The following is a 13175-nucleotide window of genomic DNA, read 5'->3' on the forward strand; positions in this document are numbered from 1 at the left end:
TGAGATTTCCCATCGCGTCAAGCGAGTAAGATCCCTTGAAGATGACAAGGTAGATAGGTCCGAGGTGGAAGCGTGGCGACACGTGCAGCTGACGGATACTAATCGATCGAGGACTTAACTAAACACATACGAAAAGCGGAGGCGACTGTTCTGTTATCTAGTTTTGAAGGAATACATATTGCTCGGTGACGATGGCGGAGAGGTCACACCCGTTCCCATCCCGAACACGGAAGTTAAGCTCTCCAGCGCCGATGGTAGTTGGCGGGACACCGCCTGCGAGAGTAGGACGTTGCCGGGCAAGAAAAAGACCAAGACAAATTAGTCTTGGTCTTTTTGTCTTTTTGCACCCCCCGCACCAAATGATTATTTCTGAAGTATATTGTTATATGAAACTGGGAAAACTATTGGCGGGAGGTGGAGAACGAATGTGTTATAAAGAAACTTGTATTGTATGTGATGAGCAAAATAAAAAAGGGATTCATGTTTTTCATCATTTCATATGTATGGATTGTCACAACGACTTGATTCAAACCGAAACAAATGATGAAAAATACAAATTTTACGTTGATCGGTTGAAAAGAATAGGAGAGAATAAAATATATTCATAACTGAGGCCCCTACTATGATTAGGGCCTGTTTTATTTTAATATAAAATATATAAAACAACGTGAGCGAGGAAGCGAATAAAGATGGATCAAACGAAAACACCTCTATATACACTTTTACGTGAACATGCTTCGACACAACCGATTTCATTTCACGTACCAGGGCATAAATATGGAGCTGTTTTTTATGAAGAAGCTCTTTTTTCTTTTGCGCCATTATTGCATTTAGACGTAACTGAGCTTTCACATTTAGACGATTTACATCATCCAGCAGGGGCAATTGAACAAGCACAACAGTTAGCAGCAAATTTGTATGGAGTAAAGCGCACATATTTTTTAGTCAACGGTTCTACGGCTGGTAATTTAGCTATGATTGTAGCCGCGTGTGAAAAAAATAAGAAAGTCATCGTACAACGTAATTGTCATAAATCCATTTTACATGCGCTACATCTTGTTGGGGCAACACCGATTTTTATCTCTCCAGAATTTGATGAAGATGTTCAAGTCATGTCTTTCGTGTCTTTTGAAACAATTTCTCATATGTTGCGCAAGCATCCAGATGCGGCTGCACTTATTTTAACAAATCCAAACTATTACGGCATGGCTATTGATTTAACACCAATCATTCATTTGGCACATTCTTATCGAATCCCTGTTTTAGTTGATGAGGCACATGGTGCTCATTTTGTGCTCGGAGAACCTTTTCCAAAATCGGCGGTTGAGTGTGGGGCGGACGTTGTTGTACAATCAGCCCATAAAACGCTCCCAGCTATGACTATGGGGTCTTTTCTACATTTTAATAGCGAACTGGTCGATGAACGTGCGTTAAAATACTTTTTGCAAGTTTTCCAAACAAGTAGCCCGTCTTATCCGATCATGGCTTCACTTGATTTGGCACGCGCTTATGTAGCACGACAAACGCGTGAAACGATTGATGAAATAATTGCCCAAATTCAATTATTTAAACAAGAATTGCGAACAATTGAGGCGATTCATGTTGTGGAATCACGACATCCGCTTATCCGAACAGACTTATTAAAAATTACGTTGCAAACACGTAGCGCACATTCAGGATATGAGTTACAACAGTTATTAGAAATGAATGGGATATTCACGGAGATGGCTGATCCGTATAACGTATTACTTGTCTATCCGCTTGCGAAAATGAAACAACTCCCAGACGTTACGGAGCGTATAAAACGCGCGTTGCAATCCATTCGTCGTGAGCCGCAAAATGAACGAGTACAAATTCAGTTACCGAAACATTGTCAAGCAGTAAGTTATGAATGGACGAAAGGTCGCCAAACAAAAAAAATTTTGCTTCACGATGCAATCGGATGTGTTTGTGCTCAAATGGTTGTCCCTTATCCACCTGGGATTCCTATTTTACTTATCGGAGAAATTGTGACAAGGCAACATATTGAGATCATTCAGTATTTGAAGAAAACGGATGCCTATTTTCAAACAGATATAGACGGAGATTACATCGAAGTGTTTCAGGAGGTATGAGATGAGCTATTTATTTTTTTCATTTGAAGGTCCAGAGGGGGCAGGGAAAACAACGATCGTCCGCATGTTAAAGGATTATTTGAGCGAACAACATGTTGATGTTGTAGCGACACGTGAGCCAGGTGGAATCGACATTGCCGAGCAAATTCGTGCAGTTATTTTGCATCCTAATAACGAACGAATGGATGCGCGGACAGAAGCTTTGCTTTATGCTGCGGCAAGGCGACAACATTTAGTTGAAAAAGTGATTCCTGCGTTGAAAGATGGGAAAGTCGTTCTTTGTGATCGCTTTATTGACAGTTCTTTAGCTTATCAAGGTGTAGCGCGCGGTTTAGGGATAGATGAGATATTAGCTATTAATGCATTCGCTATTGAGAATTGGATGCCTACATTAACAATTTATTTTGATATTGATCCATCGCTTGGATTAGCGCGCATTCGCGAAAATGGATTGCGGGAAGTGAATCGACTTGATTTAGAGGAATTATCGTTTCATGAACAAGTGCGTAAAGGGTATATGGTGCTATTAGACCGTTTTCCAAATCGGATAAAAAAAGTGGACGCTACTCAACCGATAACAAAAGTGTTTGAGGACGTATGGGCACTAATTGAGCCTTTAATAAGAAAGTGAGAGGATTTTTATGTCTTGGAAAACGCTTGAAATGAATCAACCGCATGTAGCGAAAACGATCGCCAATAGCATAAGAAAAGGAAGAGTGGCCCATGCCTATTTATTTAAAGGACAAAAAGGGACGGGGAAGAAGGAAGCAGCTCTTTTATTTGCGAAGCGTCTGTTTTGTTTGACACATGTGCACGATGAACCTTGTGAAATATGTGTCAACTGTCGACGAATTGAATCTGGTAATCATCCGGATGTTCATCTCGTTATCCCAGATGGAAACTCCATTAAAAAGCAACAAATTGAGCAATTGCAAGAGGAGTTTACAAAAACAGCTGTCGAATCGAGTCGTAAATTATATATTATTGAACATGCTGATCAAATGACTGTTCAAGCAGCCAACAGTTTGCTGAAATTTTTAGAGGAACCATCAGCAAAAACGGTGGCAATTTTGTTAACGGAGCAATTTCATCGCATACTTCCGACCATTGTTTCGCGTTGCCAAGTTGTTTCATTCCATCCGTTGTCAACGGAGCGAATATATGCTTATTTACAACAAAAAGGTGTAGCGCGGGAGTTAGCGATATTAGCTGCAAGAGTAACGAACAATGTGGAAGAAGCATATCAATTAAGTCAAGATGATTGGTTTGCACAAGCACGAAAAATAGTGATACAATTATATGAAGCATTAAACAAGCAATATGTCCAAGCATTGCTCGTTATTCAGCAACATTGGCTGACTCATTTTACGAATAAAGAGCAAATGAATATAGGATTGGACTTGTTATTATATTTATATAAAGACTTACTATATGTCATACTCGGTGAAAAACAACAAATTGCATACGATGATTGCATAAGCGAATTCCAGCGGTCGCGTTTTCTCTATTCTGAAAAGCAAATTGCTCAACATATGAAAGCAATTTTACAAGCAAAAGCGCGGTTGCATACGAATATGAATCCGCAGCTTTTAATGGAACAGTTAGTATTGCAGTTGCGGGAGGGATCTGCGTTTGTATGAAGTTGTAGGTGTTCGTTTTAAAAAAGCGGGAAAGATTTATTATTTCGACCCGGGGGATTTACCCATTTCAAATGGTGATTATGTTATTGTTGAAACTGTTCGCGGTGTTGAATTTGGGAAGGTTGTTGTAGCTAAAAAGCAAGTCGACGAAAAAGACATTGTTTTGCCGTTGAAAAAAGTAATTCGCCTAGCTGATCAAAAAGATAAGCTTGTTGTAGAAGAAAATAAAAAGGCAGCGGAAGAAGCATACGACATTTGCTTGAAAAAAGTAGAAGAGCATGGATTAGAAATGAAGCTCGTCGATGTGGAGTATACATTTGATCGTAATAAAATCATTTTTTATTTTACTGCTGATGGACGAGTTGATTTCCGTGAACTTGTTAAAGATTTAGCTGCTATTTTCCGCACTAGAATTGAGTTAAGACAAATCGGCGTACGAGATGAAGCGAAAATGTTAGGTGGAATCGGTCCATGTGGACGTATGCTTTGTTGTTCGACGTTTTTAGGTGACTTTGATCCTGTTTCTATAAAAATGGCAAAAGATCAAAATTTATCATTAAATCCGACAAAAATATCAGGATTATGTGGTCGATTAATGTGTTGTTTAAAATATGAAAACGACGAATACGAAACAGCGAAAGAACAGTTGCCGGATTTAGGGGAAATGATCGAAACGCCTCTTGGACTAGGGAAAGTTGTTGGTTTGAACATTTTAGAACGAGTGTTACAAGTGGAGTTAGTGGAAAAAGATCGGGTAGTTGAGTATACGATTGATGAATTAATAAAAGAAAAAGTTCTTCCTACTCAAGCCACAGAGTGATGGGGTGGATGGCGCGTGAATAAAAAAGAGATTTTCCAATCTGTAACGAGTATCGAGGAGCAAATTGCTCATTTATACAAGCAGCTCGGTGAGTTAAAAAGTTATCTTGGAGAGTTAATCGAAGAAAATCATCGCCTCCAAGTTGAAAATGACCATTTGCGTAGACGGCTCGAGCAGCTGTCTGAGCGAAAAATTGAACAAGGCAAAAAACAGACGAAAGCGAAGTTAGTCGATATAGGCGAAGGGTATGATAATTTAGCTCGCTTGTATCAAGAGGGATTTCATATTTGCAACGTACATTACGGAAGTTTACGGACCGATGGAGATTGTTTGTTTTGCTTGTCATTTTTAAATAAAAAATAGCCTTTCTGACAAATGGTCTGGAAGGCTATTTTGTTGTAGAAAGAGGGAGTTTACATGTTGCGTGAAGATGAACGACTGGACTACTTACTAGCAGAAGATATGAGAATTATCCAAAGTCCATCCGTGTTTGCTTTTTCATTAGATGCTGTATTGTTAGCGAATTTTGTATACGTTCCGATTCAAAAAGGAAATTTAGTTGATTTATGTACAGGCAACGGAGTGATCCCGCTGTTGTTAAGTAAACGGACGAAAGGAAAAATTATTGGTGTCGAAATTCAAGAAAAGATTTATGATATGGCGAAACGAAGTGTACAATATAACGGACTAGAAGGGCAAATTGAAATGATTCACGGCGATATTAAAGATATGCCTGCTTGTCTCGGACATAGTAAATTTGATGTCGTAACGTGCAATCCGCCTTATTTTCCAACACCAAACCAAGAAGAAATCAACAAAAATGAACATTTTGCCATTGCGCGTCATGAAATTTACTGTACGTTAGAAGATGTCATTCGCGTTAGCAGTCAATTGTTAAAGCAAGGTGGTAAAGCAGCTTTTGTTCACCGTCCAGAACGTTTGTTAGACATTGTTACATTGATGAGGCAATATCGTTTGGAGCCGAAACGTTTACGATTCATTTATCCAAAAGAGGGAAAAGAGGCGAACACCATTTTAATTGAAGGGATAAAAGATGGAAATAAAGGACTAAAAATATTGCCACCTCTGATCGTGTATGAACAAAATGGGGAATATACGAGTGAACTAAAATATATTTTATATGGGGAATGAGATTATATGAACGAACAAAAAAGCTTTGTTGAAGAAGGGGAAAAGGGCGTTTTGTACATTGTCCCAACGCCAATCGGAAATTTGCAAGATATGACATTTCGTGCGGTCGACACGTTACGGACAGTTCACTTTATTGCTGCTGAAGATACACGTCAAACGAAAAAGTTGCTTAACCATTTTGATATTCACACACCGCTTGTGAGTTATCACGAACATAATAAAGAGGCGAGCGGTGAAAAAATTGTTGCCGCCTTGTTAGAAGGAAAACATGTTGCATTAGTAAGCGACGCAGGTACGCCAACGATTTCTGATCCGGGTTATGAACTTGTTAAGGGCGCACTAAACGTTAATTGTAAAGTCATTCCGCTCCCTGGTGCTAACGCAGCGGTTACGGCGTTAACAGCTTCTGGACTACCGACGAATCATTTTTATTTTTATGGATTTTTACCACGTCATAAAAAAGAAAAGAAAAAAGAGCTCGAGCAACTAAAACATATAAAAGATACGCTCATTTTTTACGAGGCGCCGCATCGTCTTCAAGAAACGCTAGCTATTATGCATCATGTATTCGGGAATCGGAAAATGGTCGTGGCGCGCGAACTGACAAAAAGATTTGAACAATTTATTCGCGGAACGATCGAAGAGGTGATGCATTGGGCAGAACATCATGAAGTGCGCGGAGAGTTTTGCCTTCTTGTGGAAGGGAATCATATGCCAGATGAACAATCAGTATGGTGGGATGATTTAACGATTGTGGAACATGTCAACTATTACATAGAGGCGAAGCAATATACTTCGAAAGAAGCGATTAAACAAGTAGCAAAAGATCGACAATTGCCGAAACGGGATGTGTACGACGCGTACCATAAGTAAGAAAAAAGTTTCTCTAGAAAAAACTAGAGAAACTTTTTATTTTGATTGTTGAAGCAAGTTTTGGATTTCTTGCAATAACGTTTCTGCGCCTTCTTTACTTAAAATGATTTTTCCGTCTGCAAGCTTGAAGTTGTCGTCAGATACTTCCCCAGTTACTACACAAGTCATATTTGGCTTATACTTTTTCAAAATGATGCGCTCATCGTCTACATAAATTTCTAACGCATCTTTTTCCGCGATACCTAATGTACGGCGCAATTCAATTGGAATAACTACACGACCTAACTCATCGACTTTACGAACAATACCTGTTGATTTCATGTTTATTCTCCTCTCCTTCTTTCATCTTTTTTCGTCAATATTCGACAAAATCTCTATGGATTTATCATAACAACTTTTCCATTAAGCGTCAATCCTTTTATATGCAATAATAAAAAAAAATGTATGATTTACATGTCGTTGCACATAAAATTCGCCAAAATTATGGTTGAAATGACAAAATCCAAACGATTTGACAAGAGATGCATAACAGTTTTTAACTGCTTTTCAAGACGATACGAACTTTATTATAAATATTGTTCGACAAAATTCAACATAAATTCGACAAATTTTCTTGTATATTTTCGACAAAAGTATATTGTTTATCGACAATCTCATGCTGGATAGTTGACAGCGCTCTCTATTTTTATGTATATTTTGGTGAGATAAGAGGAATAGATGTATTGATCGAGAATACAAGTATGCAATCGCTCTCGTCCTTTGGGCGAGAGCGTTTCTACTACACGTGCGACAAGGAGGGGTACAAGTGACGAAGAAAACGTTTTATATCACAACACCTATTTATTATCCGAGCGATAAATTACATATCGGTCATGCGTATACAACGGTGGCTGGCGATGCAATGGCGAGATATAAACGAATGCGCGGCTATGATGTGATGTACTTGACTGGAACGGATGAGCACGGCCAAAAAATTCAGCGGAAGGCAGAAGAAAAAGGAGTTACTCCACAAGCATATGTCGATGAAATTGTGGCCGGAATTAAAGAATTGTGGAAAAAGCTTGATATATCTTACGACGATTTTATTCGTACAACGGAACAGCGTCATAAACAAGTCGTTGAGAAAATTTTTGCCCGCCTTTTAGAACAAGGGGACATTTATTTAGACGAGTACGAAGGATGGTACTGTACTCCATGTGAGTCGTTTTATACGGAAAGACAATTAGTTGATGGAAATTGTCCAGATTGCGGGCGTCCTGTCGAAAAAGTAAAAGAGCAATCATATTTTTTCCGTATGAGCAAATATGTTGATCGTTTATTGGCGTTTTATGAAGAAAATCCGCAATTTATTCAGCCAGAATCGCGTAAAAATGAAATGATTAACAACTTTATCAAGCCAGGTTTAGAAGATTTAGCGGTATCACGGACGACGTTTGACTGGGGCATTCGTGTTCCGGGAGACCCGAAGCACATCATTTATGTATGGATCGATGCGCTGTCGAACTATATTACGGCGTTAGGATATGGAACAGGAAATGACGAAAAATATAAAACGTATTGGCCAGCGGACGTCCATCTTGTTGGAAAAGAAATTGTTCGTTTCCATACGATTTATTGGCCAATTATGTTGATGGCTCTAGATCTTCCACTTCCGAAAAAAGTGTTTGCGCACGGCTGGTTGCTTATGAAAGATGGAAAAATGTCGAAATCAAAAGGAAACGTCGTTGATCCGGTGACGTTAATCGATCGTTACGGTCTCGATGCATTGCGTTATTATTTGCTTCGTGAAGTGCCGTTTGGCTCAGATGGTGTATTTACGCCGGAAGGTTTTGTTGAGCGTATAAACTACGACTTAGCAAACGATTTAGGTAACTTGCTTAATCGAACTGTAGCGATGATTGAGAAATATTTTGGTGGACGTATCCCAGTATACGGCGGTACGCACACACCGTTTGATGAACAGCTTGTGCAAACAACGTATGATACGGTAAAACAATACGAGGAAGCGATGGAACATATGCAATTTTCCCACGCTTTAACAACGATTTGGCAACTCATTAGTCGCACGAACAAATATATTGATGAAACGCAACCGTGGGTGTTGGCAAAAGATGAAACGTTGCGTGATCAGTTGGCTTCTGTTATGTCGCATTTGGCAGAGTCTCTTCGTTATGTAGCCGTTTTATTGCAGCCATTTTTAACAGAAACGCCTAAACGGATGTTTGCCCAGCTCGGCATTCAGGATGAACAGTTGATGAGCTGGGATAGTTTGCAAACGTTCGGTGCTTCGCAACAAGAACGAACAGTTGAGAAGGGAACGCCGCTTTTCCCACGGCTAGACGTACAAGAAGAAGTGCAATATATTCAAACGCAAATGAAGGGAACAACAGTCAATAAAGAGGAAAAACAAGAGCAAAGCGAAGAAATTACGATCGATGATTTTATGAAAGTAGACTTGCGCGTTGCACAAGTGATTCACGCTGAACCAATTCCAAAAGCCGATCGCTTACTTAAACTGCAACTTGATTTAGGATATGAAAAACGTCAAGTTGTATCAGGTATTGCGAAATATTACAAACCAGAGGACTTAATTGGGAAAAAAGTGATTTGTGTGACGAATTTAAAACCTGTCAAACTGCGTGGAGAATTATCACAGGGTATGATTTTAGCAGGAGAAAAAGATGGTGTATTATCGTTGGCGACAGTAGACGAGTCGCTTCCAAATGGTGCAAAAGTGAAGTAAAGAGGTGTTGTGAAAACACCTCTTTGTTTCTATTTTGTAACGTAATTGTTATATGGCTGTGATTTATGTAACAGTTTTGTGTGGTAAACTGAACACCGGAAGAAAAGAGGGGTTATATGTTATTTGATACACATGCACATTTAAATGCTACACAATTTAACGAAGATGTTGAACAAGTTATCGAACGAGCACGTGCAGAAGGTGTGTCACATATTGTTGTTGTCGGATTTGATCGTCCAACTATCGAGCGAGCAATGGAGTTAGCTGATCAATATTCCTTTATTTACGCAGCTGTCGGATGGCATCCTGTTGATGCGATTCATATGACTGATGACGATCTTATGATGATTGAGCAGCTAGCAGCGCATCCGAAAGTGGTGGCGCTCGGTGAGATGGGGCTTGATTATTATTGGGATCAGTCGCCGAAAGAAGTACAAAAAGAAGTATTTCGAAAGCAAATTCGTTTAGCTAAAAAAGTGAAGTTGCCGATTATTATACATAATCGCGATGCGACAGCTGATATTGTTCATATTTTACAGGAAGAGCAAGCGGCAGAAGTCGGTGGCGTGATGCATTGTTTTAGCGGAAGTATAGAAGTAGCTCAGCAATGTATGGATATGAATTTTTATATTTCGTTTGGTGGTCCTGTTACGTTTAAAAATGCAAAAAAACCGAAAGAAGTAGCAAAAGAAATTCCGCTTGATCGGCTACTTATTGAAACGGACTGTCCGTATTTAACGCCGCATCCGTTTCGCGGAAAACGAAACGAACCAAGCTATGTAAAGTATGTTGCCGAAGCGATCGCTGAATTAAAAGGGTTATCTTTTGAAGAAGTTGCTCAAAAAACGTCCGACAACGCCAAGCGATTATTCGGCATCATTTGATAGAGAAACGTGTCGATTGATTGGAAGACTTGTCTAAAGAAAAGATGAAACGTGATCGTTCTACATCTTTTTTCACAAACATACAATAAGCTTGTCGACAAGTCTTTCTTCCCTTATGAAAGAATATTTTGAATAATAGATAATAAGTTTCATAGAGAGGGAGGGTCGTCACGGTCATCTATCGGAAAAGGAGGCGTTTTTATTTTGATTACGTATGTAAAAAAATTATTGCAATCAACATCAAAGAAAAAAATTGCGCTAGCTACAGGAGGATTTCTGGTATTATCAGGAATGACAGGATATGCTAGCTATGAATGGACAAAAGAAACGGTTACGTTATATACGAACGGAAAAGAGCAAAAAGTACGTACCCATGCCAATACAGTCGCTGAGTTATTAAAAGAACAAAACATTAAGCTAAAAGAAGAAGATTTTATTTCTCCCTCACCGCAAACAAAAATTGTTAATCATTTAACTGTTAAGTGGGAAGCGAGTAAGCCGATTGTACTCATTGTTGATGGGGTAGAAAAGAAGTTAAGGACGACGGCTAAAACTGTCAAGGATGTATTGCATATTCAACAAATCGAGCTTCGTGAGCACGATCAAGTATCGCCAAACGTTGACGAAGTAGTGAAAGAAAATATGAAAATTGTGATAAGTAAGGCATTTCCAATCACATTAAATGACGGCGGCAAACAGCAACAAGTTTGGTCTACTTCGACTACGGTCGCTGACTTTTTAGCTAAACAACACATTACATTGCGGGAGCTGGATCGCGTTCAACCAAAATTGAATGAAATGATTCAACCAAACACAAAAATAAACATTGTTCGAGTTGAAAAAGTCACCGATGTAGTGGAAGAACCAGTAAATTATACAGTTGTGAAAAAGAAAGACGCACAATTGGAAAAAGGCAAGCAAAAGGTAATTAGCGAAGGCGAAAAAGGGCTTGTCGCCAAGCAGTACGAAGTCATCTTGGAAAACGGAAAAGAAGTATCGCGTAAATTAATTAAAACAGAGACAATTAAACCAAGCAAAAATCGTATTGTTGCGATTGGAACAAAGCCAGTTGCCAAAATATTAGCCTCGCGTGGAAGTGGGGAAGTGTCCGAAGAACTTTACGTGATCGCTACAGCGTATACAGCATATTGCACAGGATGTTCTGGAACGACAGCAACGGGAATTAATTTGCGTGCCAATCCAAACGCAAAAGTAATTGCTGTTGATCCGCGCGTTATTCCGCTCGGAACGAAAGTATACGTAGAGGGGTACGGATATGCAGTTGCGGCCGACACAGGGAAAAATGTAAAGGGATATAAAATCGATTTATTTTTCCCTGATAAATCAACTGCATATCGCTGGGGCACGAAACGTGTGAAAATAAAGATTATAAAATAACACAGAGGATTTCACGATCCTCTGTTTTTTTCGTTATAATGGGTGAAGAACACATGAGAGATGGAGGATTTTATGAAAATTAAGGAAATTATCGTGGTTGAAGGGCGCGATGATACCGTAGCGATTCGTCGGGCGGTAGATGCTGATACGATTGAAACGAACGGTGCAGCCATTAATGATGAAACAATCGAACGCATTCGTTTAGCTCAACAACAGCGCGGAGTCATTATTTTTACCGATCCGGATTATCCGGGTGAAAAAATTCGTAAAACAATTGCTGAACGTGTGCCGGGATGCAAACATGCCTTTTTAACGCGTGAAGAAGCGCGGAGAAAGCACGGAAAAGGTCTCGGTGTTGAGCACGCTTCGATTGAAGCGATTCGCACAGCGCTATTAAGTGTGTACGAAGAAATGATTGATCCGAAAGAAGAAATTTCATTTCAACAGCTTGTCGATGCCGGATTAATCGGTGGTCCATTCGCACGAGCTCGCCGTGAGCGGTTAGGTCAATTATTAAAAATTGGTTATACAAACGGAAAACAGCTGCATAAACGGTTACAAATGTTTCAAATTTCAAAAGAACAATTTATAGAAGCGATGAAGCAAGTTATACAGGAGGAAGAACATGTATAAAGATATTGCTACACCGACCCGTACAAAAGAAATTTTAGAGAAGTATGGTTTTTCGTTCAAAAAAAGTTTAGGTCAAAATTTTTTAATTGAGCCGAATGTTTTACACCGCATTGTTGATTTCGCCCAACTTTCTGAACGAACAGGTGTTATTGAAATTGGACCGGGAATCGGGGCGCTTACGGAGCAACTAGCGCGGCGAGCAAAAAAAGTGGTCGCATTTGAAATTGATCAACGGCTTCTTCCCATTTTAGCAGATACGCTTTCCCCATATACGAATGTATCAATCATTCACGAAGATATATTAAAAGCAGACGTACAACAAGTGATAGCGGAACAGTTCACAGATGTTGATGATATTATGGTTGTTGCCAACTTGCCGTATTACGTCACGACCCCAATTATTATGAAGTTGTTGACTGGTCGTTTACCTATTCGCGGTATGGTCGTTATGTTACAAAAAGAGGTAGCTGATCGTATGGCTGCGAAACCAGGGACAAAAGATTACGGCTCCTTGACGATTGCTGTGCAATATTATACGCATGCTGAAACGGTGATGCATGTGCCGAGAACGGTATTTGTGCCAAAGCCAAATGTCGATTCTGCCGTTATTCGCTTATTGAAACGAGAGCAACCTGCCGTTTCTGTCTCGAATGAAGATTTTTTCTTTGCTGTCGTTCGTGCGAGTTTTGGACAGCGGCGGAAAACGATTTTAAATAATTTACTGAACCAATTGCCAAACGGCAAGGAGAAAAAAGAACAGATTGAAAATGCGCTCGCGAATGCTGGTATTGATCCGAAACGTAGAGGAGAGACGCTCGCCATTGCTGAGTTCGCTACATTAAGCGAACAATTATATCCCATTTTTTATCAAGAGGCTTAATGCCTCTTTTTTTTACACGTTCTATCCTTTCGTCGCAT

At 39.6% G+C, this 13175-nt stretch carries 14 protein-coding genes and 2 rRNA genes; 15 read left to right on the plus strand and 1 reads right to left on the minus strand.

The window, feature by feature from the left end; genetic code table 11:
• The 10 genes from ETB99_RS11205 to rsmI all read left to right on the plus strand — a co-directional run.
• Positions 1-122 (plus strand): 23S ribosomal RNA (locus ETB99_RS11205); the annotation flags it as partial.
• A 59-nt stretch (positions 123-181) separates the two neighbouring features.
• Positions 182-298 (plus strand): 5S ribosomal RNA (gene rrf, locus ETB99_RS11210).
• A gap of 127 nt (positions 299-425) precedes the next feature.
• The gene (locus tag ETB99_RS11215; protein ID WP_035021128.1) at positions 426-608 is read left to right on the plus strand and encodes a sigma factor G inhibitor Gin; all 183 of its coding nucleotides are present in this window, start codon (positions 426-428) and stop codon (positions 606-608) included.
• Positions 609-689: 81 nt separating this feature from the next.
• The gene (locus ETB99_RS11220; RefSeq protein ID WP_128999515.1) at positions 690-2114 is read left to right on the plus strand and encodes an aminotransferase class I/II-fold pyridoxal phosphate-dependent enzyme; all 1425 of its coding nucleotides are present in this window, start codon (positions 690-692) and stop codon (positions 2112-2114) included.
• Position 2115: 1 nt separating this feature from the next.
• Positions 2116-2745, plus strand: a complete 630-nt coding sequence (gene tmk, locus ETB99_RS11225) for a dTMP kinase (RefSeq protein ID WP_004888504.1) — start codon at positions 2116-2118, stop codon at positions 2743-2745.
• 10 nt (positions 2746-2755) lie between these two features.
• Positions 2756-3754, plus strand: coding sequence for a DNA polymerase III subunit delta' (gene holB / locus ETB99_RS11230; RefSeq protein ID WP_064220572.1), 999 nt, complete (start codon positions 2756-2758; stop codon positions 3752-3754).
• Positions 3747-4574 (plus strand): PSP1 domain-containing protein, encoded by an 828-nt coding sequence (locus ETB99_RS11235; RefSeq protein WP_006323759.1) that lies wholly within the window; start codon positions 3747-3749, stop codon positions 4572-4574. Before holB ends, ETB99_RS11235 begins: the two co-directional genes overlap by 8 nt.
• A gap of 15 nt (positions 4575-4589) precedes the next feature.
• Positions 4590-4937: a DNA replication initiation control protein YabA gene (yabA, locus tag ETB99_RS11240; protein ID WP_064220570.1), complete on the plus strand. Its 348-nt coding sequence runs from the start codon at positions 4590-4592 to the stop codon at positions 4935-4937.
• Between the two features lie 54 nt (positions 4938-4991).
• Positions 4992-5726 (plus strand): tRNA1(Val) (adenine(37)-N6)-methyltransferase, encoded by a 735-nt coding sequence (locus tag ETB99_RS11245; protein ID WP_171700633.1) that lies wholly within the window; start codon positions 4992-4994, stop codon positions 5724-5726.
• 6 nt (positions 5727-5732) lie between these two features.
• On the plus strand, positions 5733-6599 hold the full coding sequence (rsmI, locus tag ETB99_RS11250; protein ID WP_171700634.1) for a 16S rRNA (cytidine(1402)-2'-O)-methyltransferase: 867 nt from the start codon (positions 5733-5735) through the stop codon (positions 6597-6599).
• A gap of 36 nt (positions 6600-6635) precedes the next feature.
• Here rsmI and ETB99_RS11255 read toward each other — a convergent pair whose 3' ends face one another.
• The gene (locus ETB99_RS11255; protein WP_171700645.1) at positions 6636-6926 is read right to left on the minus strand and encodes a transition state genes transcriptional regulator AbrB; all 291 of its coding nucleotides are present in this window, start codon (positions 6924-6926) and stop codon (positions 6636-6638) included.
• Between the two features lie 478 nt (positions 6927-7404).
• Between ETB99_RS11255 and metG the strand changes: the two genes are divergently transcribed.
• The 5 genes from metG (at position 7405) to rsmA (ending at position 13137) form a co-directional block, all read left to right on the plus strand.
• Entirely contained in the window at positions 7405-9342 is a 1938-nt protein-coding gene (gene metG, locus ETB99_RS11260; protein ID WP_171700635.1) for a methionine--tRNA ligase, read from the plus strand.
• Positions 9343-9458: 116 nt separating this feature from the next.
• Positions 9459-10226 (plus strand): TatD family hydrolase, encoded by a 768-nt coding sequence (locus tag ETB99_RS11265; RefSeq protein WP_171700636.1) that lies wholly within the window; start codon positions 9459-9461, stop codon positions 10224-10226.
• A 204-nt stretch (positions 10227-10430) separates the two neighbouring features.
• Positions 10431-11624 carry a resuscitation-promoting factor gene (locus ETB99_RS11270; protein WP_077428169.1) on the plus strand — a complete coding sequence of 398 codons (1194 nt, stop codon included), beginning with the start codon at positions 10431-10433 and terminating at the stop codon, positions 11622-11624.
• Between the two features lie 60 nt (positions 11625-11684).
• Positions 11685-12257, plus strand: coding sequence for a ribonuclease M5 (gene rnmV / locus ETB99_RS11275; protein ID WP_171700637.1), 573 nt, complete (start codon positions 11685-11687; stop codon positions 12255-12257).
• Positions 12250-13137 carry a 16S rRNA (adenine(1518)-N(6)/adenine(1519)-N(6))-dimethyltransferase RsmA gene (rsmA, locus tag ETB99_RS11280; RefSeq protein WP_004888522.1) on the plus strand — a complete coding sequence of 296 codons (888 nt, stop codon included), beginning with the start codon at positions 12250-12252 and terminating at the stop codon, positions 13135-13137. Before rnmV ends, rsmA begins: the two co-directional genes overlap by 8 nt.
• Positions 13138-13175: the final 38 nt, after the last annotated feature.

Origin of the sequence: Anoxybacillus sp. CHMUD (genome assembly GCF_013096965.1) — a bacterium.
In the GTDB taxonomy this organism is placed as follows: domain Bacteria; phylum Bacillota; class Bacilli; order Bacillales; family Anoxybacillaceae; genus Anoxybacillus; species Anoxybacillus kestanbolensis_A.